The sequence below is a fragment of the Pseudomonas sp. NFX224 genome, assembly GCF_048565165.1.
Classification (GTDB): domain Bacteria; phylum Pseudomonadota; class Gammaproteobacteria; order Pseudomonadales; family Pseudomonadaceae; genus Aquipseudomonas.
In genome coordinates this window covers 392272-414524 of sequence record NZ_CP183416.1, presented here as the reverse complement: position 1 = coordinate 414524, position 22253 = coordinate 392272, and the positions used below count along the sequence as shown (strand labels likewise).

At 61.0% G+C, this 22253-nt stretch carries 18 protein-coding genes; 13 read left to right on the top strand and 5 right to left on the bottom strand.

What is annotated here, in order from left to right; translation table 11 throughout:
* Position 1: 1 nt before the first annotated feature.
* The 3 genes from cobN to ACNYC6_RS01705 all read left to right on the top strand — a co-directional run bounded on the left by cobN (position 2) and on the right by ACNYC6_RS01705 (position 5559).
* Positions 2–3823: a cobaltochelatase subunit CobN gene (gene cobN / locus ACNYC6_RS01715; RefSeq protein ID WP_419710794.1), complete on the top strand. Its 3822-nt coding sequence runs from the start codon at positions 2–4 to the stop codon at positions 3821–3823.
* A 63-nt stretch (positions 3824–3886) separates the two neighbouring features.
* The gene (locus ACNYC6_RS01710) at positions 3887–4894 is read left to right on the top strand and encodes an ATP-binding protein (RefSeq protein WP_419710793.1); all 1008 of its coding nucleotides are present in this window, start codon (positions 3887–3889) and stop codon (positions 4892–4894) included.
* A gap of 119 nt (positions 4895–5013) precedes the next feature.
* Positions 5014–5559, top strand: a complete 546-nt coding sequence (locus ACNYC6_RS01705; protein ID WP_419713057.1) for a vWA domain-containing protein — start codon at positions 5014–5016, stop codon at positions 5557–5559.
* Between the two features lie 5 nt (positions 5560–5564).
* On the opposite strand, the gene ACNYC6_RS01700 is transcribed toward ACNYC6_RS01705, so the two are convergent.
* Both ACNYC6_RS01700 and ACNYC6_RS01695 read right to left on the bottom strand, forming a co-directional pair.
* Positions 5565–6284, bottom strand: a complete 720-nt coding sequence (locus ACNYC6_RS01700; RefSeq protein ID WP_419713056.1) for a FadR/GntR family transcriptional regulator — start codon at positions 6282–6284, stop codon at positions 5565–5567.
* 194 nt (positions 6285–6478) lie between these two features.
* A complete protein-coding gene (locus ACNYC6_RS01695) occupies positions 6479–8215 on the bottom strand; it encodes an IlvD/Edd family dehydratase (protein WP_419710792.1) in 1737 nt (578 codons plus the stop codon).
* A 193-nt stretch (positions 8216–8408) separates the two neighbouring features.
* Between ACNYC6_RS01695 and ACNYC6_RS01690 the strand changes: the two genes are divergently transcribed.
* The 10 genes from ACNYC6_RS01690 (at position 8409) to ACNYC6_RS01645 (ending at position 16527) form a co-directional block, all read left to right on the top strand.
* On the top strand, positions 8409–9731 hold the full coding sequence (locus tag ACNYC6_RS01690; protein WP_419710791.1) for an MFS transporter: 1323 nt from the start codon (positions 8409–8411) through the stop codon (positions 9729–9731).
* Between the two features lie 161 nt (positions 9732–9892).
* Positions 9893–10885, top strand: a complete 993-nt coding sequence (gene araD1, locus ACNYC6_RS01685) for an AraD1 family protein (protein ID WP_419710790.1) — start codon at positions 9893–9895, stop codon at positions 10883–10885.
* Between the two features lie 10 nt (positions 10886–10895).
* Entirely contained in the window at positions 10896–12476 is a 1581-nt protein-coding gene (locus ACNYC6_RS01680; RefSeq protein WP_419710789.1) for an aldehyde dehydrogenase (NADP(+)), read from the top strand.
* 305 nt (positions 12477–12781) lie between these two features.
* On the top strand, positions 12782–13729 hold the full coding sequence (locus ACNYC6_RS01675; RefSeq protein WP_419708264.1) for an IS110 family transposase: 948 nt from the start codon (positions 12782–12784) through the stop codon (positions 13727–13729).
* 90 nt (positions 13730–13819) lie between these two features.
* On the top strand, positions 13820–14113 hold the full coding sequence (locus tag ACNYC6_RS01670; RefSeq protein ID WP_419710788.1) for a DUF5629 family protein: 294 nt from the start codon (positions 13820–13822) through the stop codon (positions 14111–14113).
* Positions 14106–15275 (top strand): lactonase family protein, encoded by a 1170-nt coding sequence (locus tag ACNYC6_RS01665; RefSeq protein ID WP_419710787.1) that lies wholly within the window; start codon positions 14106–14108, stop codon positions 15273–15275. Before ACNYC6_RS01670 ends, ACNYC6_RS01665 begins: the two co-directional genes overlap by 8 nt.
* Before the next feature lie 156 nt (positions 15276–15431).
* Positions 15432–15611: a hypothetical protein gene (locus ACNYC6_RS01660; protein ID WP_007941320.1), complete on the top strand. Its 180-nt coding sequence runs from the start codon at positions 15432–15434 to the stop codon at positions 15609–15611.
* A 208-nt stretch (positions 15612–15819) separates the two neighbouring features.
* Positions 15820–15945, top strand: coding sequence for a hypothetical protein (locus tag ACNYC6_RS01655; RefSeq protein WP_419710786.1), 126 nt, complete (start codon positions 15820–15822; stop codon positions 15943–15945).
* A 115-nt stretch (positions 15946–16060) separates the two neighbouring features.
* Complete coding sequence (locus tag ACNYC6_RS01650) at positions 16061–16273, top strand: hypothetical protein (RefSeq protein ID WP_419710785.1); 213 nt, start codon at positions 16061–16063, stop codon at positions 16271–16273.
* Complete coding sequence (locus ACNYC6_RS01645) at positions 16270–16527, top strand: hypothetical protein (RefSeq protein ID WP_419710784.1); 258 nt, start codon at positions 16270–16272, stop codon at positions 16525–16527. Before ACNYC6_RS01650 ends, ACNYC6_RS01645 begins: the two co-directional genes overlap by 4 nt.
* A gap of 119 nt (positions 16528–16646) precedes the next feature.
* Here ACNYC6_RS01645 and ACNYC6_RS01640 read toward each other — a convergent pair whose 3' ends face one another.
* The 3 genes from ACNYC6_RS01640 to ACNYC6_RS01630 are packed head-to-tail and all read right to left on the bottom strand — an operon-like array spanning position 16647 to position 22122.
* A complete protein-coding gene (locus ACNYC6_RS01640) occupies positions 16647–17243 on the bottom strand; it encodes a glutathione S-transferase (protein ID WP_419710783.1) in 597 nt (198 codons plus the stop codon).
* Entirely contained in the window at positions 17240–20881 is a 3642-nt protein-coding gene (locus tag ACNYC6_RS01635; protein ID WP_419710782.1) for an AAA family ATPase, read from the bottom strand. The genes ACNYC6_RS01640 and ACNYC6_RS01635 overlap by 4 nt, the downstream gene beginning before the upstream one ends.
* Positions 20878–22122, bottom strand: a complete 1245-nt coding sequence (locus ACNYC6_RS01630; RefSeq protein ID WP_419710781.1) for an exonuclease SbcCD subunit D C-terminal domain-containing protein — start codon at positions 22120–22122, stop codon at positions 20878–20880. The genes ACNYC6_RS01635 and ACNYC6_RS01630 overlap by 4 nt, the downstream gene beginning before the upstream one ends.
* Between the last annotated feature and the right edge of the window lie 131 nt (positions 22123–22253).

The following is a 22253-nucleotide window of genomic DNA, read 5'->3' as shown; positions in this document are numbered from 1 at the left end:
CATGCACCTGCTCAGGACCCAGCCCGGCGGCTTCGTGTCGGATGACAACATCGCCGACCTTGGCCAAACCCCCGCCGAGCTGGTGATCCTGTGCAGCGGCGACTCCAGCCTGGCGCTGCTCGCCGAAGCGGCGCAGCAGTTGCCCGACGATTACCCCAGCGTACGTCTGGCCAACCCGATGCAGGTGCAGAACCATGCCTCGGTCGACTTGTATGTCGATGAAGTGCTGCGTCACGCCAAGGTGATTCTGATCTCGCTGCACGGCGGCATTGCCTATTGGCGCTATGGCGTCGAGCGGTTGGTCGAGTTGTCGCAACAAGGGGTGCAACTGATTCTGGTGCCGGGGGATGATCGTCCCGACCCGGAGCTCAGTGACCTGAGCACCGTCGGCGTCGATGATCGCGACCGGCTCTGGCAGTATCTGCGTCAAGGCGGCATGGGCAACGCTCTGGATTTCTTCCGCTGTCTGGCCAACCGTTGGCTGGCGCGGGATTATGTTTGGACCGAGCCGCAAACCCTGCCACGCACGGCGATCTACCATCCCGATAAAAGCCCCGCAACACTGCAGGATTGGCAAGTCGACTGGCAGGCCGGTCAACCGGTGGCGGCAGTCTTGTTCTACCGCTCGCACTTGCAGGCGGCGAATACCGGATTCATCGATGTTTTCTGCCAGCGCTTGCAGGCGGCGGGATTGAACCCGTTGCCAATTGCGCTGGCCAGTTTGAAGGAGCCCGGCTGCCTTTCGGTGGTCGAGGATTGGCTGGATGAAGTCGAAGCGGGGGTGATTCTGAATACCACTGGTTTCGCCCAATCCAGCCCGGAAGCGCCGCATTTACGACCGTTTCGCCGTAATATCCCGGTGATTCAGGCAATTTGCGCCCAGGACAACGAACCGGGTTGGCGCGCCAGTGAACAAGGCCTCGGCCCGCGTGATCTGGCGATGCACATTGCGTTGCCGGAACTGGACGGGCGGATCATCAGCCGACCGATCAGCTTCAAGGATCTGGCATGGCGCAGCGAGCGCAGTCAGTCCGATGTGGTTTGTTATCGGCCACAACCGGAGCGCATGGATTTTGTCGCCGAACTGGCGCGACGCTGGATCGATCTGGCGCGCCTGCCCAACGCAGAAAAACGCGTGGCGCTGATCCTTGCCAACTACCCGACTCGCGACGGTCGTATCGGCAACGGTGTCGGTCTCGACACGCCGGCTGCGGCGTTGAACATCCTGCGGGCGCTGCACGCCGAAGGGTATCCATTGCCAGCCGACTTGCCGTACAGCGGCACCGCATTGATCCAGCAACTGCTCGGCGGTGTCAGCAATGACCTGGACACGATCGACCAGCGTCCGTGCCAGCAGAGCCTGGCAATGGATGAGTACCTGACAATGTTCACTGCGTTGCCCGAAGTCAATCGCGCAGCGGTGCTGGAGCGTTGGGGCGCGCCTGAAAGCGATCCGATGTGTCGCGGCGGGCGGATGATGATCGCCGGTCTGCGTTTCGGCCTGACCTTCGTCGGCATTCAGCCGGCGCGCGGTTATCAAGTGGACCCGAGCGCGGTGTATCACGACCCGGACCTGGTGCCGCCCCACGGCTATCTGGCGTTTTATTTCTGGCTGCGCAACACCTACGGCGCTCACGGCGTGATCCATGTCGGCAAGCACGGCAACCTTGAATGGCTGCCGGGCAAAGGTGTCGGGTTGTCCGAGCATTGCTGGCCGGATGCGTTGCTCGGTCCGCTGCCGAATATTTACCCATTCATCGTCAACGACCCGGGCGAGGGTGCTCAGGCCAAGCGCCGCACCCAGGCAGTGATCATCGATCACCTGATGCCGGCGCTGACCCGCGCCGAAACCTACGGTCCGCTGCGCAATCTAGAGCTATTGGCCGACGAGTATTACGAAGCACAACTGCTCGATCCGCGCCGCGCCCGGGAATTGCAGCGCGACATCCTGCAACTGGTGCGCGATACCCACATCGACCGCGAACTGCAACTGGACGAAAAGCTCGATAGCGACGCCGATGCGACGATTTGGTTGCCGCGCCTGGACACTTACCTGTGCGACTTGAAGGAATCGCAAATCCGCGACGGCTTGCATGTGTTTGGCGAGTCGCCGGTCGGTCGCTTGCGCCTCGATACCTTGCTCGCGCTCTTGCGCATTCCGCGCGGCGATGGACGCGGGGCGCAATCGAGTTTGCTGCGTGCGATGGCCAAGGCGTTTGCCCTGGGGTTCGATCCGCTGGATTGTGCGTTGGCCGAGACGTGGACCGGGCCGCGACCAGGCGCGTTGTTAATGGTCAGTGATGAGGTATGGCGTACGGCCGGCGATACCCGAGAACGCCTTGAGCTGTTCGCCGCACAACTGATCTCGCAGACCCTGAATGACCCCTGTGGGAGTGGGCCTGCTCGCGATGGAGCGTCAGCCGCGTTGATGTCGACTGGCACACCCTCGGGAGCAGATTGGGTTGAAGTCCAAGCCATCTTCGACAGCCTGCGCGATGTCATTGCACCGCGCCTCGATGCCTGCGGCCCGGCAGAAATGCGCGGTCTGCTCGACGCTTTGCACGGTCGTTTCGTCCCGGCCGGGCCCAGCGGCGCACCGAGTCGCGGTCGTCTAGATGTGCTGCCCACCGGGCGCAACTTCTATTCGGTGGACGTGCGCAACCTGCCGACCACCACGGCTTGGCGCATCGGTTTCCAGTCGGCCAACCTGATTCTTGAACGGCACTTGCAGGATCACGGCGATCATTTGCGCCAGCTCGGCCTGTCGGTCTGGGGCACGGCGACCATGCGCACCGGCGGCGACGACATCGCCCAGGCCATGGCATTGATGGGTGTGCGTCCGGTGTGGGCCACTGGTAGTCAGCGGGTCGACGACTTTGAAATTCTGCCGCTGAGCCTGCTCGACCGCCCGCGAGTCGATGTCACTTTGCGAGTGTCGGGTTTCTTCCGTGACGCTTTTGCCAATCTGATCCGTTTGTTCGACGCCGCTGTACAAGCCGTCGCCGCGCTGGATGAGCCGGACGACCTCAATCCGTTGGCAGCCAAGGTCCGCGCCGAACGAGAAGTGCTGCTGCAATCGGGTCTCGATGAAGAGGCTGCAAAGCGTCAGGCCGGTTGGCGGATCTTCGGTGCGAAACCCGGTGCCTATGGCGCAGGTGTGCAGGGCGCGATCGACGGTCGCCTGTGGCAGAGTCGTGAGGATCTGGCCGAGGTTTACCTGAATTGGGGCGGTTACGCTTATGGCGGTTCCGACGAAGGCACCGTGGCCCGTGAGCAGTTTGCCCAGCGTCTGAGCCAGGTGCAGGCTGTGCTGCAAAATCAGGACAACCGCGAACACGACTTGCTCGATTCCAACGACTATTACCAGTTCCAGGGCGGTATGCTCGCGGCAGTCGAAAGCCTCAGCGGTGCCGCGGCGGCCAGTTACCATGGCGATCACAGTCAGCCGGACTTGCCGAAAATCCGCACGCTCAAAGAAGAACTGAATCGGGTGATTCGCTCGCGGGCGGCCAATCCGAAGTGGCTCGACGGGGTCAAGCGTCACGGCTACAAAGGCGCGTTCGAAATGGCGGCGACGGTTGACAACCTGTTCGCCTTCGACGCCACCACGCAACTGATTGACGATCACCAGTACGCCTTGCTCGCCGATGCCTACTTGCTCGACCCGAGCACCCGGGATTTTGTCCGGGAGCACAATCCCCATGCCTTGCGCGACATGACCGAACGCATGCTCGAAGCGCAACAACGGGGCATGTGGAAAGAGCCGGGCGAGTACCGTGCGGCGCTGGAAAACCTGCTATTGGATATAGAAGAAGATGGCTGACCGCATCGCTCTCACAGGGATGAAGGTGTTCATGACATCACCGACCATGACTGAGACAGAACAATGACCGACACCCCGCATTTCCCGCTCTCCGCCGTGGTCGGCGCCGACGATTTGAAGCTTGCGTTGTACCTGACCGCCATCGACCCGAAGATCGGCGGCGTGCTGATCGAAGGTCCGCGTGGCATGGCCAAGTCGACCCTGGCCCGGGGCCTGGCGGATCTGCTCGCCAGCGGTCAGTTCGTCACTTTGCCCTTGGGTGCGACCGAAGAACGTCTGGTCGGCACCCTCGACCTGGATGCGGCCCTGAGCGAAGGTCGTGCGCAGTTTTCTCCCGGTGTACTGGCCAAGGCTGATGGTGGCGTGCTTTACGTCGATGAAGTCAATCTGCTGCCCGATCACCTGGTTGATCTACTGCTCGATGTGGCAGCCAGCGGCACCAATCTGGTGGAGCGCGATGGTATTTCCCATCGGCATTCGGCGAGGTTCGTGTTGATCGGCACCATGAACCCGGAAGAGGGCGAGTTACGTCCGCAACTGCTCGACCGCTTTGGCTTGAACGTCGCGCTCAGCGGACACACCCAGCCTGCCGAGCGCGGCCAGATCATCCGTCGACGCCTGGATTTCGACAGCGATCCCGAAGGCTTCTGTGGCGAGTGGGAAAGCGAGCAAGCGAACCTGCGCGAGCGTTGTCAGAAGGCGCGCAGCGCTTTAGCGAACATTCCCCTCGACGATGCAGCGCTGGCGCACATCACCGAGCGCTGTTTTGCTGCCGGGGTCGATGGCTTGCGGGCGGACCTGGTCTGGTTGCGTGCCGCACGTGCCCACGCGGCCTGGCGCGGGGCGAGCAGCATTGCCGAGGAAGATATCGACGCCGTTGCCGAATTCGCCTTGCGCCATCGCCGTCGCGAACACACACCGCCCGCGCCGCAATCCGCGCCAGCGCCGCAACAGGCGGCTGCGCAAAACACCCATTCGAGCGAAGGCCAGGGCCAGTGGGGCGAAATGCCCGCTCAAACGCTGCCCATCGGCACCCGACGTGAAGTGCCGAGCTGGCCAAAAAAGCCCTAGGCATTCGCCCTCGATCTGACGCGGGGGCGAATGCCAGACCCCGCGCCGGACAGCTGGATCACGGCAAACAAGGCAAGCGTCACGCCGCCCGCAACGGCACGGTCAACTGGCCTGGCACGCTGCTCAATGGCCGACCGCGTCAGCACTCAGAGCTAGTGTTCCATCTGCGCACCCGTTCGCCCCATGAATTGTGGCTGGTGATTGTCGACGCCTCGGCGTCCACCCGCCGTCATCAGGCGTTGAGCGATGCCAAGGGTTTGCTTGCGCAGCTGTTCGATGACGCCTATCGCCAACGCGCGCGCCTCGCTTTGCTGACGGCCAGCGGGCAAGTGCCGAAGTGGCAGGTTCAAGGGTTGAAAGCGTCCAGCGGACTGCGCCATTGGCTCGATGGCCTCGGCGCGGGGGGCGGCACACCGTTGCTGGCAGCGTTGGGCGAAGCGGGACGCTGGCTCACTGCGCGGCAGAAGCGTTTTCCGGCGGAGCAGCAACGGCTACTGCTGGTCACCGATGGGCGGCTGAAGGACTGGCAGACGTTGCCCGTGCTTGAATGTCCGGGCCTGCTGATCGACATCGAGCGCGGGCCGATTCGGCTCGGTCGCAGCAAGGTGTTGGCGGCGCAGTTGCAGTCCGATTATCGACACATCGACGAACTGCTACCGGGCTGAAGCGGTCAGGCAGGATCGCTACCCAACACCACATTCAACGCACTGCGCGCATCATCGAGTTGCACCAGCGTCGCATGCCGCGCGCCGAGGGCATCGCGGTTCTCGATGGCAGTGAGAATCGCCCTGTGCCGTGGCAAGGCCAGTTCATGCAGGTTCGGTCGCTGGTTGGAATGCTTCAAGGCTTCGGCGATGGCCACCGAAAGCATGTTGCACAGGTTGGCCAGCAAGTCGTTGTGGGTCGCATCGGCGATGCGGCTGTGGAAGTCCAGGTCCGGTTGCAGCAAGGCTTCCGGCGTCGGTGCGGCTTCCATGCGTTGGTAGGCTTCACCGATGGAGGCGATGTCGGCGTCGGTGGCAAATTGTGCGGCAAGGGCAGCGGCGGCCGGTTCGATGATGCTGCGCACGCTGGTCAACAGGTTGAAGAATTCATTCTGCGGGCTGCTTTGCATCAGCCAGTGCAGCACGTCCGGGTCGAGCATGTGCCATTCCCGACGCGGCTTGACCACGGTGCCGACCCGCGGGCGGGAGTACACCAGGCCCTTGGCGACCAGCACCCGCGTGGCTTCACGCAATACCGGCCGGCTGACGGCATATTCCTCACACAGCAGGGCTTCGGCGGGCAGTTTGTCGTCCGGCAGGAAGCGTCCGGAGACGATCTGCATGCCCAGTTCCTGGACGATGCGCGAGTGCATGCTTTTGCGGTCGGAAGGTTTGCGGTAATCCATGGGGAGCGACGCGGTCCTGAGCGGTGGGGTGTCGCGCATGATAGCAGGCACGACACCCTCCTGAGGAAGGCATAAGACACTGTAGGAGCGAGCCTGCTCGCGATGGACGCAACGACGACGCGTAAATTCAGACAGCGCGCGTTATCGTTGACGTCCATCGCGAGCAGGCTCGCTCCCACAGGGGGAGGGTGGTGTCAGTGAGAATGACGCGGTACTTCGGCGCCGCGGCAGCCGACCAGGAAGTCGAAATCGCAGCCCTGGTCCGCTTGCAGCACATGGTCGATGTACAGCTGACGATAACCGCCCACCAGCAATTGCTGCGGTGGTTGCAGGTCAGCCATGCGCGCGGCGAGTTCGGCGTCCGGGATGTCCAGGTGCAGTCGGCCGCTGGCGCAATCGAGCTCGATCCAGTCGCCTTCTTTCACCGTTGCCAGAGGTCCGCCTGCCGCCGCCTCCGGCGCGACGTGCAGCACAACGGTGCCGTACGCGGTGCCGCTCATGCGTGCATCGGAAATGCGCACCATGTCGGTCACGCCCTGGGCCAGCAGTTTCGCCGGCAGGCCCATGTTGCCGACTTCGGCCATGCCCGGATAGCCTTTCGGCCCGCAATTTTTCATCACCAGGATCGAGTTGGCATCCACATCCAGTTCCGGATCGTTGATCCGCGCCTTGTACATGTCGAAGTTCTCGAACACCACCGCACGGCCGCGATGCTGCATCAACTCAGGGCTGGCGGCGGAGGGCTTGAGCACGGCACCCAGCGGTGCCAGGTTGCCGCGCAACACACAGATGCCGCCGTCAGCGCGGATCGGGTTGTCGAGGGTGCGGATCACTTCGTCTTCGCCGTAGATCGGCGCATCCTTGGTGTTCTCGCCGATGGACTTGCCATTGACGGTCAAGGCATTCGGATTCGGAATCAGATTGGCTTCGCCGAGGCGGCGCAATACCGCTGGCAAACCACCGGCGTAGTAGAACTCTTCCATCAGGAAACGCCCGGACGGTTGCAGGTCGACGATGGTCGGCATGCCGCGACCCATGCGGGTCCAGTCGTCCAGATCCAGTTCGACGCCAATGCGCCCGGCGATGGCTTTGAGGTGGATCACCGCGTTGGTCGAACCACCGATGGCAGCGTTGACGCGGATGGCGTTTTCGAACGCTTCCTTGGTCAGGATCTTCGACAGCTTCAAGTCTTCGCGGACCATCTCGACGGCACGCATGCCGGACATGTGCGCCAACACATAACGCCGCGCATCGACGGCTGGAATTGCCGCGTTGTGGGGCAGGGAAGTGCCGAGTGCTTCAGCCATGCAGGCCATGGTCGACGCTGTGCCCATGGTGTTGCAGGTGCCCGCCGAACGCGACATGCCGCCCTCGGCTGCCAGGAAATCGTCGATGGTGATGGTGCCGGCCTTGACCTGCTCGCTGAGCTGCCAGACCACAGTGCCGGAGCCGATGTCCTTGCCTTTGTGCTTGCCGTTGAGCATCGGCCCGCCGGTGACGACGATGGCCGGCACGTCGCAACTGGCCGCACCCATCAACAAGGCCGGGGTGGTTTTGTCGCAGCCGGTCAGCAGCACTACACCGTCAATCGGGTTGCCGCGAATGGCTTCTTCCACGTCCATGCTGGCCAGGTTACGGGTGAGCATGGCGGTCGGGCGCAGGTTCGATTCGCCGTTGGAGAACACCGGGAATTCCACCGGAAAACCACCGGCCTCGATCACGCCGCGTTTGACGTGTTCCGCGATCTGGCGGAAATGCGCGTTGCACGGGGTCAGTTCCGACCAGGTGTTGCAGATGCCGATGATCGGCTTGCCGTGGAACTGGTGGTCGGCGATGCCCTGATTCTTCATCCAGCTGCGGTACATGAAGCCGTTCTTGTCGGCGGTGCCAAACCATTGGGCGGAGCGCAGGGTGGGTTTCTTATCAGACATGATCGATTCTCTTATTGTATGACTATATTGTTCGAGCTGATGCGTAACATAAGCGCAAATTCGCCGCTTTGGAAGTGTTGTTGAGTAAATAGTATTACTATATAGTCATTTTCAGCGGAGGGATGGCCCTGGCGATTTGTCGCGAGAGGCGTCCCCCGAGGTTCTATAAAAACAACAATCGGAGACCGATCTCATGAGCCAGGAACTGCGGCTTATTCGTCGCATCACGCTGAAACTGATTCCCTTCCTGATCCTGCTGTACCTGATCGCCTATGTGGATCGCTCCGCAGTGGGCTTCGCCAAATTGCACATGGGCGCCGACATCGGCCTGGGCGATGCGGCTTATGGTCTCGGCGCAGGGTTGTTCTTCATTGGTTACTTCCTGCTGGAAATCCCCAGCAACCTGATGCTCGATCGCTTCGGCGCACGACGCTGGTTTGCGCGGATCATGATCACCTGGGGCGCCATCACTATCGGCATGGCCTTTGTCCAGGGGCCGAACAGCTTCTACGTGATGCGCTTCTTGCTCGGCGCCGCCGAAGCCGGGTTCTTCCCGGGCGTTCTGTACTACATCACCCAGTGGTTCCCGGTTCGCCATCGCGGCAAGATCCTCGGGCTGTTCATCCTGTCCCAACCCATCGCCATGATGATCACCGGCCCTGTGTCCGGTGGCTTGCTGGGCATGGACGGCGTGCTCGGGCTACATGGCTGGCAGTGGCTGTTCATCGTCATCGGCACCCCGGCGATCCTGCTAACCTGGCCGGTATTGCGCTGGTTGCCCGACGGCCCGCAGCAAGTGAAGTGGATGGACCAGGCGGAAAAAGACTGGCTGGCCGGCGAGCTGAAAAAAGACCTGGAACAGTACGGCCAGACCCGCCACGGCAACCCGCTGCACGCCCTCAAGGACAAACGCGTTTTGCTGCTGGCGTTGTTCTACCTGCCGGTGACTCTCAGCATCTATGGCCTCGGTTTGTGGCTACCAACGCTGATCAAACAGTTCGGCGGCAGCGACCTGGTCACCGGGTTCGTGTCATCGGTGCCGTACATCTTCGGGATCATTGGCCTGCTGATCATCCCGCGCAGTTCCGACCGTTTGAATGATCGCTACGGTCACCTCGCGGTGCTTTATGTACTGGGTGCCATTGGCCTGTTCCTCAGTGCCTGGCTGTCGGTGCCGGTGCTGCAACTGGCGGCGTTGTGCCTGGTGGCGTTCTCGCTGTTCTCCTGCACGGCGGTGTTCTGGACCTTGCCCGGTCGCTTCTTTGCCGGGGCCAGTGCGGCGGCGGGGATTGCCCTGATCAACTCGGTGGGCAACCTCGGTGGCTACATCGGCCCGTTCGTCATCGGCGCGCTCAAGGAATACACCGGCAACCTGGCTTCAGGGCTGTATTTCCTGTCCTGCGTGATGGTCTTCGGCCTGATTTTGACGGGCGTGGTCTACCGGTTGCTGGAGCGCAAGCGCGTGCTGCCCGCGGATGAATTTGCGGCGAGTGCGCGGGGCGCAATCCGTAGCTGAATCTTGGGATCAGCCCCGATCAACTGTAGGAGCGAGCCTGCTCGCGATAGCGGTCCATCAGTCGACATCAATGTCGGATCTTACGACCTCATCGCGAGCAGGCTCGCTCCCTCAGGGGGGCTGCGTTGTTTTGAAGTGTTGCGTCTACAGGAGAAAAATCCATGCGTTTGGTTCAATTCGAATTGAGTAACGGCGAGCGCCGCGTTGGTGTCGTCGAGGAGGGGCTGGTGCGTGAAGTGCAGGACGCACGCACCGTGCGCGACCTGGCCCTGGCGGCGATCGAAGCGGGCGTCGGCCTTGAGCAGCAAGTCAACGCCTTGGGCCTGGGCATCAGCCACGACTACGCCGATCTACTGGCGCAATTGCGCATCCTGCCGCCGCTGGATCATCCGGACCCGGCGCACATGCTGGTCAGCGGCACCGGTTTGACCCACTTGGGCAGCGCCTCGGCCCGGGACAAAATGCACCAGCAGGCCGGCGACGAAGCGGCGATGACCGACACCATGCGCATTTTCAAATGGGGCGTGGAGGGCGGTAAGCCGCCAGCGGGTCAGGCGGGTGTGCAACCGGAATGGTTTTACAAGGGCGACGGCAGCATCGTCGTGCGTCCCGGCCAGCCATTCCCGCTGCCGCCGTTTGCCGAAGACGCAGGGGAAGAGCCGGAGCTCAGTGGCCTGTACGTCATCGGTCATGATGGCAAACCGTATCGCCTCGGTTTTGCCGTGGGCAACGAGTTTTCCGACCACGTCATGGAGCGCAAGAACTACCTGTATCTGGCCCACTCGAAACTGCGCAGTTGCAGCTACGGCCCGGAATTGCGCGTTGGCGAATTGCCGCAGCACCTGGCCGGCACCAGCCGCATCCTGCGCGACGGCGGAGTGCTGTGGCAGAACGAGTTCCTCAGCGGCGAGGCCAACATGTGCCATAGCCTGGCGAACCTGGAATTCCACCATTTCAAATACAGTCAGTTCCTGCGTCCGGGGGATGTGCACATTCACTTCTTCGGCACCGCGACCCTGTCGTTTGCCGATGGGATACGCACGCAACCGGGCGATGTATTCGAGATCAGTCAGGCCGAATTCGGCGCGCCGTTGATCAATGGCATCGAACCGGTTCAAGCTGCGTTCGAACCCGGCACCGTCGGAACACTTTGAGGAGAAATGCATGACCCTGATTCTTGGCCACAACTACATCGGCGGCCAGCGCAGTGCGTTGGGCAGCGTCAAACTACAAAGCGTCGATGCTGAAACCGGCGAGGCGTTGCCTCACGACTTTATCCAGGCCACCGCGGAGGAGGTGGACGCCGCCGCGAAGGCTGCCGCTGCCGCGTTCCCGGCCTATCGCAGCCTGAGTGCTGAACGTCGCGCGCAGTTTCTCGACGCGATTGCCGATGAGCTGGATGCGTTGGGTGATGATTTCGTCTCGGTGGTCTGCCGCGAAACCGCGCTGCCGGCGGCGCGGATCATGGGTGAGCGCGGGCGCACCAGTGGCCAGATGCGTTTGTTCGCCAGCGTACTGCGTCGCGGCGATTTCTACGGTGCGCGCATCGATCAGGCATTGCCCGACCGCCAACCTCTGCCGCGTCCAGACCTGCGCCAATACCGCATCGGCCTCGGGCCGGTAGCCGTGTTCGGTGCCAGCAACTTTCCCCTGGCGTTTTCCACGGCGGGTGGCGACACCGCTGCGGCCCTGGCCGCCGGTTGCCCGGTGGTGTTCAAGGCCCACAGCGGCCACATGGCGACAGCCGAACAAGTGGCTGATGCGATCATCCGCGCTGCGGAAAAAACCTCGATGCCGGCCGGTGTGTTCAACATGATCTATGGCGCTGGCGTCGGTGAAGCGCTGGTCAAGCACCCGGCGATTCAGGCGGTCGGGTTCACCGGTTCGCTCAAAGGTGGCCGGGCGCTTTGCGACATGGCGGCCGCGCGTCCGCAACCGATTCCGGTATTCGCCGAGATGTCGAGCATCAACCCGGTGATCGTGCTGCCGCAGGCGTTGCAAGACCGCACGGAAACCATTGCCCGTGGCCTGTCGGCTTCGGTGGTGCAAGGCTGTGGTCAGTTCTGCACCAACCCGGGCCTGGTGATTGGTATCCGTTCGCCGCAGTTCAGCACGTTCCTGACGTTGCTGGCCGACATGATGGCCGATCAATCGGCGCAAACGATGCTCAATGCCGGGACCTTGAGCAGCTACGGCAAAGGCCTGCAAAAGCTCCTCGATCATCCGGGCATCGAGCATCTGGCGGGCAATGCGCAGCAAGGGCATCAGGCGCAGCCGCAATTGTTCAAGGCTGATGTCAGCCTGTTGCTCAATGGCGATGAAGTGCTGCAAGAGGAAGTGTTCGGGCCGACCACCGTCGTCGTCGAAGTGGCGGATCAGGCGCAGCTGAGCGCTGCGTTGAACGGTCTGCACGGTCAATTGACGGCGACGATCATCGGCGAGCAGGCAGACTTCCAACAGTTCAGCGAACTGACGGCATTGCTGGAACAGAAGGTCGGGCGAATCCTGCTCAATGGTTATCCGACCGGTGTCGAAGTGTGTGATTCGATGGTGCATGGCGGGCCGTACCCGGCAACGTCGGATGCGCGCGGCACGTCGGTGGGCACCTTGGCCATTGACCGCTTCCTGCGTCCGGTGTGCTTCCAGAACTACCCGGACAGCCTGCTGCCGGATGCGTTGAAGAACGGTAATCCGTTGCGCATTCAACGGCTGGTGGATGGCAAGCCGTCGCGCGACGCTCTCTAACGTCTAACCACAATCCCTGTAGGAGCGAGCCTGCTCGCGATGGCGTCCGTCCAGTCGATAAAAGTGTCGATTGTTCGTCAGTCATCGCGAGCAGGCTCGCTTGTATGCTAGGACTTGAAGGGAGGAGGAGGGACAAGGCTCGATTCTGACTGTTAGCGCAGTACAGATCCGTGGGAGATTTCGCCCCTCCTCCTTTCACCCAAGCACCGATAAAGAATGCATCTGGCTAGACCGACGATAGGAACAAGCCTGCGCCTCTGGGTGAGCCCTTCAAGTGCTCAAAACCATATCTCGGGGGATGTTTAATGGCAATGCCGGTTTCTGCTATCAAGCCAATCGTGGGCGTGGATGTCGCCAAGAGTGAGTTGATGATCTATCAGGCCGAACTGGATCTGCTTGAGACGCTTCCCAATAACAAGCCAGCCATCAAGAAATGGCTGAAAGCCTTGCTGGCACCGGTCGATATCGCTATTGAGTCGACCAATATCTATCACCTGGAGTTCGCCGACCTGGCCCATGAGGCCGGTTGCACCATTTACATGGTCGGTGGCTATGAACTGAGCCATTACCGCAAAGGTGTGAAAGTTCGCGCCAAAACTGACGCGCTGGATGCAAAGTTACTCGCTCGCTATCTGAAGAACGAGTATGAAGAGCTTCATCCATGGATTCCGCCATCGCCGTTGTACCGCTGCCTCTTGAGCCTTTTCCGCCGGCGCGCGGCGCTGGTTCAGGCGCGGGTTGGCTTGGTGCAGAGCTGGACAAATGAACCGCTGCTCAAAGCCGCTTTTGCCGAGCAAGTGGCCTCCATGCAGAGGCTTGAAGGGCTGGTCGAGAAAATGATCAACGACCGCCTGAAAGAAGCCGGCTTGCTTGCCCAGTTGAAGCGTTGCATGAAAGTCGAAGGTATCGGCTTTCTGACTGGTGCCCGCTTGATCGCGGCTTTTCAGCGAGGCGATTTCAGAAATGCAGATGCCTTCATCGCGTTTTTGGGGATGGATTTGCGGGTATCGCAGTCAGGACAAAAAGACGGTCGCCGCAGCCTGACCAAGCGCGGCGATCCGGAGGCGCGTCGGCTTTTGCACAACGCTGCCATGTCGGCCAGCCGCACAGCCGCCTGGAAAGGTTTTTACCAAGAACAAAGAGCTAAAGGGTTCAGTACTACGCAGGCACTGGTGATCTTGGCCCGTAAACTTGCCCGGATCGTATTTGCACTGCTGAAAGGGCAAGGTGAATACCAACCGAAAGCAGGTTGAAGGCTTCCCCTCAACCATAGAATCTCCCACAGGGGATTGTGGGGAACATTGAGCTATCATTGCGTCTTTCCCATTCAAAGATTGACTGCCATGACTGCTGCAACCGACACCTTGCTCAACGCCCTCGAACATTGCGGTATGGTGGAAATCGACGGGCTGCATGCCTTCGAATTCGCCCTCGATGAGTTCGACAACCTGCACATTGAATGCATGGATGGCCGTGCGGCCAAACACTGGGAATTCACCCCGGCGCAGGTCCAGGCCGCTACCTTCGACACCACTTTACAAAGCTGGTTGATCACCGGTGATTCAGGCGAGCACCGACTGGTGTGCCTGGGCGACGTGATTAGCGGCGACAACGACGACGAACCTGAGGATGAATAAGCTCTGGCCCTTGTTGATGGCCGGCAGCATCGGCGCAATGGGCGTTCAGACCTCATTCGCCGATGACTATCAATTGCTCGTAGGTTCGTACACCGCCGGGCAAAGCCAGGGCCTCTATCGGCTTAATTTCGACAGTGCCACCGGGCAGATCAACGCCAAGCCGCTGCAAGTGATCAAAAGCGAAAATCCGTCCTGGCTGACCCTTTCCAAAGATCAGCGACAGCTGTTCGTGGTCAACGAAAATGGCCCGGGACAAACCGATCCGGTAGGACGCGTCAGCAGCTACGCCATCGACCCCAAGACCCATGAGCTGACCCTGATCAATCAAGTGCAGAGCCTGGGCAACGAGCCGACCCATTCGAGCCTCAGCGCGGATGCCAGCCATTTGTTCGTCAGCAATTACTCGGTGGCCGAAGATCCGGGCGGCACCCTGGCGGTGCTGCCGGTCGGCGCCGATGGCACGCTCAAACCGGTGGTGCAGATGAACAGCCACCCGGCCAGCCGGGTCAATCCCGAACGGCAGATGTCGGCCCATGTGCATTCGACGGTCCCTTCGCCCGATGGCAAGTTCGTGTTTTCCAATGACCTGGGGGCGGACAAAGTGTTTGTCTACCGTTTCGACCCCAAGGCCAATCCCGACCTTCCGCTGACTCCCGCCACGCCGGCATTTGTCCCGTTGCCAGCCGGCAGCGGTCCGCGCCATCTGCTGTTCAGCGCCGATGGCAAACACGCCTGGCTGACCATGGAAATGAGCGCCCAGGTGGCCGTTTTCGATTATCGGGACGGCCAGCTTGAGCAGACGCAAATGGTCGAACTGGCCGCCGGTCAGCCCGTGTCCGACAAAGCGGCTGCCGCGTTGCACACATCAACTGACGGCAAATTTCTGTACGTGAGCAACCGTGGCACCGCCAATCAGTTGCTGGTGTTCGCCATCGATCCGGCGACCGGGCATCTCAAGGAACTGCAACGCAGAGCGGTGGAGGGCGATCATCCGCGTGAGTTCAGCCTCGATCCGAGTGGCAAGTTCGTGTTGATTGCCAACCAGAAAAGCAACCAGATTGTCGTCGTCGAGCGCGATGCCAAGACCGGTCTGCTGGGCAAAACCGTGCAAAAACTGCCGATGGATGCGCCGAGCGATCTCAGGTTTCTACTGCGACAATAGGCCGCAGGCCCCGGTTTTCGGGGCCTGCGCCTTTCTATCAATGAGGCTGATATGTGGTAATGCTACAAAGCATTTCAAGGCCTCGTTCTTCGAGGGTTAAGTTTGCTTCACGGCCCCACCGGGCAAGCAAGCCAACTGACTCCGAGGAATACCGACATGAACTTCAATCTTTTCTCCGTAATCGCCGCTTCCGCCATTTCTGCCACTGTTGCATTGCCAGCCAGTGCCAACGTTGAAATCAGTGACAAAAAATCCCACACCCAGAGCTACACCCAGAAATACCTGCAACAAAGCGCCAACTTCTACGCCGCGCTCGATCACAAAGCCCAACACTGAAAGTCCCTCCCTGCACCCTTTATGCAGGAGCGAAGTCACTTGCCGATCGAGTCTTGACGCCTCGTAAAGCGCTGAAGTGATGTCGCTCCTGCATAACGCGTTTGCGACAGTGTCAAGTTGCCATCAATGTATTGCTTGATATCACATGGCCATCGGTTTAAATTTGACGCGAATTTATTGACTCCTTCTCAAGAAAAGGATCGACAATATGACTATGCGTCTGGCCGTGGTGCTGCTGTTCCTCTATTCCACGCCGATTCTGTCGGCTGCTGAGCCCATTTCCGGCGAACCTGACGCTGCCCGCGAGCGCATGATTAGCTTTATTGAAGACTGAAATAGTCTCGTTTAATGATCAACGAAGATGATATTCGCTATAGATGAGGCTCGTTGGTTCTCGGGTCTTTTTTGATTGATTCTGTGGACTCTGAAACATGTCCACGGAGTTCATCATGGCCCATTCAATCATCACTTCTGCTAAACGCGGCGCCTATGTGGCTATCAGTCTTTACCTGGTCATGGTGCTGATAATCAGTCTTTCACCGCAGTCACAACAAACCTTCAAAGCGCCGATTCAAGTCGCCCATCCTGGCATCCAGTTTGAACACCGCACCCAACAGGCGTTGGTCGATCAGGCTGATCTCGCAGGCGTCGGCGGCGCATGAACAGATGCAAGCTGTTGATCATCGCCTTCCTGGCCTTCATCACCAATGGATTTTCCTTGCTGGGGATCGGGCAAGGTTCGATAGGCGGCGTGGCACGGGCTATGGAGGCTAACCACAACATCGCGCGCAGCATCGAGACCGCCAAGGCCATGGGCATGCTGGCCGGAAACCCGCCGGTCGAACCTGAAAGCGGGTTTTTCGGGCCGTTCGAAGTGGACTGCTCGGTGATCGGTATGTGTGAAGTGTTGGCGTAAGAACCAGCGAAGTTAATTGTGGCGAGGGAGCTTGCTCCCGTCCGGCTGTGAAGCAGTCGTAAATGGGGCAGCTCCGCAGCCCAGCGGGAGCAAGCTCCCTCGCCACAATGCCAGTGCTGTCATTTTTTCATGATGGCGGTAAACAACTCTGACTCCAGAAACCGCTGGAGCCAGGCCTGTAGACGCCGATGGGGCGTCTGCGCGAACCACTCGCGATCGACATGGGCGAATTGCCGTATGAATGGCATCAGCGCGACATCGGCCAGGCTTGGGTGGTCGGCCAGCAAGTAGTCACGTCCTTGCAGTAACTCATCGAGCTTGCGCAAGAACACTTCGCCTTCGGCGCGATAAGCCTCCATCGGTTGCTCCGGATAGCGTTCGGCGTACTTGTAACGATTCAAATGCACCTTGAAGGCGTGATCGTTCTCTTCGATCAGCGCGGTGATTTGCGCTTGTCCTTGCGGATCATCCTTGAACAACCAGTCCTGTGGGTCGTTCTGCGCCACGGCCCAGCGCATGATTTCCAGGCTTTCATCGATGACCCGGCCTTCGACGCTCAGCACCGGCACCGTGCCCTTGCTCGACAATGCGAGCATCTCGGCGGGTTTGGCCTTCAGGCTGACTTCGACAATGTCCACGGCAACCTCCGCGTACCGCAAGGCCATGCGCGCCCGCATGGCGTACGGGCAGCGGCGGAACGAGTACAGCGTATTCATTTCACCTCCAGGGTGCTCAGGCCGTTGCCCTGGCGACGAACCTGAATTTGCACCGGAATCCGCTCATGCATTTCCTGTACGTGGGAAATCACCGCGACCTTGCGCCCCTGCGCCTGCAAGCCGTCGAGGGCGTCCATCGCCAGTTGCAGGGATTCCGGGTCGAGGCTGCCGAAGCCTTCGTCGATGAACAGCGATTCGATTTTCAGCGTGCTCGACGCCATCGATGCCAGGCCCAGCGCCAGCGCCAGCGACACCAGGAAGGTTTCGCCACCGGACAGCGAATGCACCGAACGCAGTTCGTCGCCCATTTCGGTGTCCATCACCAGCAAGCCGAGCATGCTGCCGCCACGCTTGAGGCGATAGCGTCGCACCAGTTGCCGCAACTGGACGTTGGCGTGGTGCACCAACAGGTCGAGGTTGTAGGCCTGGGCGATCTTGCGGAAGGTGTCGCCGGTGGCGGAACCGATCAGCGCGTTCAAGCGCGCCCAGCGCTGGAACTCGGCGTAGGCGTCGGCAATTTGTTGCGCCAGGGCCTGATTGGCATTCTGCCGGCGCTGGTCTTCGGTCTGTTCGGCGCGCAGTTCGGCGCAGAGATGCTCACTGACGGCATACAGGTTTTGCAATTCGGCGAGGGCGCTGTCGAGTTGTTCGGCCTCGAGATTGCCGTTTTGCTGCGCTTGATGATCGAGCAAAACCTTGTCGCGCTCCTGCACCAGAACGCTGGCCTGCTGGACGGCTTTTTCGGCGTGCTGCAAGCGTTGGCGCAACTCGCTGACGTGAGCGTCGTCGATCCGCAGCAGGTCTTCGAGGCCGCCGTCATCCAGTTCCGGATGGCGGGCACGCCAGTCAGCGATTTTGCCGACCAGATCACGTTCCTCGTTTTGCAGTGCTTCCCACCGTTCTTGCTGTGCCTTGAGTTCGGCGGCGATTTGCACCTGTTGCGTGAGTACGCTTTGCAGCGTCTGGGCGGTCGTGGTTTCAGCACCGCGCGCGGTTTCCACGGCTTGTTCCAGTTGCTGCTGCCAATGCTCGGCGCTGCTGTGTGAACCGAGCAACTGCGCGAGTGTTTGCTGACTCGCCTGCTGTTGTTCAGCCAGCGCGTTGAACTGTTGCCCGGCGACTTGCAGTTGTTGCACGCGGGTTTGCTGCCGGTCTTGTTCCTTCTCGAGGGTTTGCTGGCGCTGTTGCTGTTCGGCCAGTTCTTCCTTCTGTTGATCGAGTTGTGACAGGCGCTCGGCGATCTGGCGGTCGAGCTGCATGAAGGTCGCCGCCGGCTCGCTACGCAATGCCTCCAGCGTCTCGGCGGGCAGCAGGCTGGCGAATGCGTTGAGTTCTTCGTCCAGACGCGCACGGTCGCTGCCGAGTTCGCGTTGCTGATTGTCCAGGTGCTGGGCCGCTTGCTGGTGCGCGGTTTCGGCGTGGCGCAGTTGCTGAGTCAGGCGCGCTGCGTCCTGTTGCAGGGTGAGCAGGGCGGTTTGACGCTGCTCATCCTGAGTGAGGCTTTGGTTCAACTGGCTGTTTTGCTGGGCGAGCCAATTGTCGCGTGTGTCGGCGTCTTGGTTCAGCAGTGCTGCGGACAACGGGTGCGCTTCAAGGCTTGGCGCCAGGGCTTGTTGCTGGGTCGCCAGTTGTTCCTGCTGTTGCAGCAACTCCTTTTGCTGGGCGATCAAGCCGCCGACTTCAGCACGCAGGTCCGTGAGTTTTTCCTTGAGCAGGTCGACGGCTTTCTGCGCATTGGCCTGTTCGCTTTCATCATGGCGGCCAAGGCTTTGCAACAGCGCTTCGGGCTGATGATACGGATGCTCGTTGCTGCCGCAGACTGGACATGGCTGATCATCCTGCAACTGCGCACGCAACTCTTCGACACTGGCACTGCGCGCCAGTCGCTGGCGTTCCAGCAGTTCGCGGGTGACGCTGAGGGTCTGCTCGGCAACACTCAGTTCAGCCTTGGTTTTTACCCCGTCCTGAGTCAGCCGCTCGCGTTCCTGTTGCGCTCTGAGTTGGCGTTGTTGCAGCTCGGCGCCGCGCTTGTCCAGTTCCTGCTGGCTGGCCCACAACCGCGTCAGGTCTTCGATGGCGCGCAGTTGCTTGCGATTGTCCTGCAACAGGCTGCCGAGAATGCCGATCTGCTCGGCGACCGCATCTGGTTCGGCGCCGGCTTCCTTGAACAGCACTTCCAGTTGCTGTTTCTGCGTCGTGAGTGCTTGCGACGTGCGCGTGGCGTTTTGTTCGAGGCTGGCCAGTTCGGCCTGGCCTTTATTCAGTCGATTGCCGATCAACATCAACTGTTGCAGGCGATCGCGGTAGGCATTCCAGGCATCGCTCAATGGCGCCAGATGGACGCTTTGCTCCAACTCGGTGGCGATGCGCTGCAAGTGCCCGGTGACCTGGGTTTGCTGATCGAGCAGGTTTTGAATCGTGCTCTGGCCCTGGGCGCAGGCCTGTTCGGCACTTTGCATTGCTTCGGCACTGACGGCCGTGTCTTTGGCCAGGCGGGCGAGGGTGCTCTGTGCTTCGAAGGCCTGACGCAAAAGTGGCGCACTGTCGGTCTGCCGCTGTTGCGCTTCATTCAAGGCGATGCGCGCAGCGCCGATCTGTTGTTCCAGTTCAGTCTGACGTTTGCCAAGTTCGCCCTGTTGCCGGGTTTGCCCGGCAATCAACGCCGCCAACGGTGACAGCAACGCATCCACCTCGGCCTTGCGGGCGAACTGATGTCGTTGCGGCGCCAGTTGTTCCAGGCGGGTCAGCTTCAGGCGCTCGCCGTCCAGGCTTTGCCAATGGGTCTGTGCCGATTGCAATTGCTCGGTGGCGCTGTGTTGCGCGTCGTGTAGCTGACTCAACTCCTTGAGCCAGGTGTGCTGCAATTCCAGCTGCTTGAGTTGCGCCTGCTGGCGTTTCAGCTGCTGTTGCGCCGCATTGAAACGCTCATCCAGTTCCGCCCGGGCTTCAGGTGCGAGCGGCGTGACACCGCTGGCCTGATCCTGCAGCAGTTTGTGGGCTTCGCGGGCTTCCTTGGTCTTGTCGAAGGCGCGACGGCCGAGACGGGTGTAGAGCGCCGTGTCGGTGAGCTTTTCCAGCAGTTCGCTGCGGTCGTTGTCATCGGCCTTGAGGAAGGCGCTGAACTCGCTTTGCGCCAGCAGCACGGCACGGGTGAACTGCTCGAAGTTCAGCCCCAGCGCAGCCTCGAGCTGCGCCTTGTATTCGCCTTTCTGGCTGGCCAGCAGTTGATCCTGATCGATATCGCGCAGGCTCTGGCGACTGGCTTGCAGCTTGCCTGCGGCCTTATCCCGGGCGCGATTGGCTTCCCAGCGCGCGCGGTAACGGCGCCCGTCGACGCCGACGAAATCCACTTCGGCATAGCCTTCGCCGGTGCCGCGACGCAGCAGGGTGCGCGGGTCGCCGGTGCCGATCTCGCCGTCGGCGTCCGGCACCTTGGCGTCGCGCCCGGTGTTGTTCAGGCGCGGCACGGCGCCGAACAACGCCAGGCACAAGGCGTCGAGCAGGGTGCTTTTACCGGCACCGGTGGGGCCGGTGATGGCAAACAGTCCGGCGCTGGACAACGGTTCGGCCGTGAAGTCGATTTCAAAAGGCCCGGCCAGCGAGGCAAGGTTTTTCAGGCGGATCGCGAGAATCTTCATGGTTGTTCGCTCTCCAGCTGTACGTCTTGCAGCAGCTCGGCAAAGTCCTTGAGGGTTTGCTCATCGACCTCGCTGCCGTAGTTGTCCTGCCAGGCACGGCTGAACAGTTCCTGAGGCGTGAGCTGGTCCAGCTCGATCAACGCGACACCGTCCTCGGCGCTTTCGCGACTGCCGTTGCCGGCGTATTCGGCGGCGATGCGCACCAGGCGCACGGCCTTGCCTTGCAGGGCAGTTTCCACTTGATTGCGCAGGTCGGGTTGCGGTTCATCAAGGCGCACCCGCACTTCCAGCCACGGTTGGCGCTGGTAGTCGGCCAGCAGGTCGATGTTCGGCAGATCCGCCAGTTGCAGCAGGATCTCTGCCAAAGGTGCCGGGCCGACGCGTTGTAGGTTGACTGCGCGAGGAATCAGTTTCGGTTCGACGCTGACCAGGGTTTCGCCATCGAGCTTGATGTCGAGAATCTGATGCTGATAGCCGATCTCGGAGAACGACAAGGGAATCGGCGAGCCGCAGTAGCGAATGCGCTCTTCGCCGTTGACCTTCTGCGGTTTGTGCAAGTGGCCGAGGGCGACGTAGCTGATGCTTGGCCCGAACAGGCTGGCGGGCAGGGCTTCAGCGTTACCGATGATCAGGCTACGCTCGGAATCTTCCGACACCGAGCCGCCGGCCATGTGCGCATGGCTGATGGCGATCAGCGCCTGACCCTTCTTGCGCTTGGCGTTGGCCGCCTCGATCAGCCACTCGTGCACCTGACCGATCCCGCGCAAATAATTGTCGCCCAAATGCGCACCCGTGACTTCGGCCGGGCGCAGGAACGGTAACGCCAGACACCAGGCGACGGTTTTACCTTTTGCGTTCGGCAGCGGTATCAGCAGGCGTTCGGCGTCGAGTTGCCCGTCGTCCAGCCATAGCACCCGGCCCAACGCATGGGTCCGCAAACGGCGCATCAACGGCGCGGGCAGTTCAATGCGCGAGCCGGAATCATGGTTGCCGGCTATCATCACGATGGTCAGCAACGGTTGCTGTTCGTGGGCGCTGACGATGAAGTCGTACAGGCGTTCCTGGGCTTTGACCGGCGGGTTGACCGTGTCGAAGATATCGCCGGCGATCAGCAGCACATCGGGCTGATCCAGCTTGAGCTGACGCAGCAGCCAGTCGAGAAAACAGCCGTGCTCGAAATCGCGATCCTGCCCGTGCAGGTTCTGCCCGAGGTGCCAGTCGGAGGTGTGAAACAGACGCAAGGCGAACTCCGCTACATAAAAAGGTGATGGCCGCGAGAAAAAATGACAGCGGCGAAAGGGGGGAGAGTTTACTGGCAAACAGCCCGGATGTGGCCACGTGCACTATGTAGCAGCCGAACGCAGGCTTCGCT

Coding starts and splice junctions, on each gene's coding strand:
- cobN (WP_419710794.1), top strand. CDS start 2: ATGCACCTGCTCAGGACCCAGCCCGGCGGCTTCGTGTCGGATGACAAC.
- ACNYC6_RS01710 (WP_419710793.1), top strand. CDS start 3,887: ATGACCGACACCCCGCATTTCCCGCTCTCCGCCGTGGTCGGCGCCGAC.
- ACNYC6_RS01700 (WP_419713056.1), bottom strand. CDS start 6,284: ATGGATTACCGCAAACCTTCCGACCGCAAAAGCATGCACTCGCGCATC.
- ACNYC6_RS01695 (WP_419710792.1), bottom strand. CDS start 8,215: ATGTCTGATAAGAAACCCACCCTGCGCTCCGCCCAATGGTTTGGCACC.
- ACNYC6_RS01690 (WP_419710791.1), top strand. CDS start 8,409: ATGAGCCAGGAACTGCGGCTTATTCGTCGCATCACGCTGAAACTGATT.
- araD1 (WP_419710790.1), top strand. CDS start 9,893: ATGCGTTTGGTTCAATTCGAATTGAGTAACGGCGAGCGCCGCGTTGGT.
- ACNYC6_RS01680 (WP_419710789.1), top strand. CDS start 10,896: ATGACCCTGATTCTTGGCCACAACTACATCGGCGGCCAGCGCAGTGCG.
- ACNYC6_RS01675 (WP_419708264.1), top strand. CDS start 12,782: ATGGCAATGCCGGTTTCTGCTATCAAGCCAATCGTGGGCGTGGATGTC.
- ACNYC6_RS01670 (WP_419710788.1), top strand. CDS start 13,820: ATGACTGCTGCAACCGACACCTTGCTCAACGCCCTCGAACATTGCGGT.
- ACNYC6_RS01665 (WP_419710787.1), top strand. CDS start 14,106: ATGAATAAGCTCTGGCCCTTGTTGATGGCCGGCAGCATCGGCGCAATG.
- ACNYC6_RS01660 (WP_007941320.1), top strand. CDS start 15,432: ATGAACTTCAATCTTTTCTCCGTAATCGCCGCTTCCGCCATTTCTGCC.
- ACNYC6_RS01655 (WP_419710786.1), top strand. CDS start 15,820: ATGACTATGCGTCTGGCCGTGGTGCTGCTGTTCCTCTATTCCACGCCG.
- ACNYC6_RS01650 (WP_419710785.1), top strand. CDS start 16,061: ATGGCCCATTCAATCATCACTTCTGCTAAACGCGGCGCCTATGTGGCT.
- ACNYC6_RS01645 (WP_419710784.1), top strand. CDS start 16,270: ATGAACAGATGCAAGCTGTTGATCATCGCCTTCCTGGCCTTCATCACC.
- ACNYC6_RS01640 (WP_419710783.1), bottom strand. CDS start 17,243: ATGAATACGCTGTACTCGTTCCGCCGCTGCCCGTACGCCATGCGGGCG.
- ACNYC6_RS01635 (WP_419710782.1), bottom strand. CDS start 20,881: ATGAAGATTCTCGCGATCCGCCTGAAAAACCTTGCCTCGCTGGCCGGG.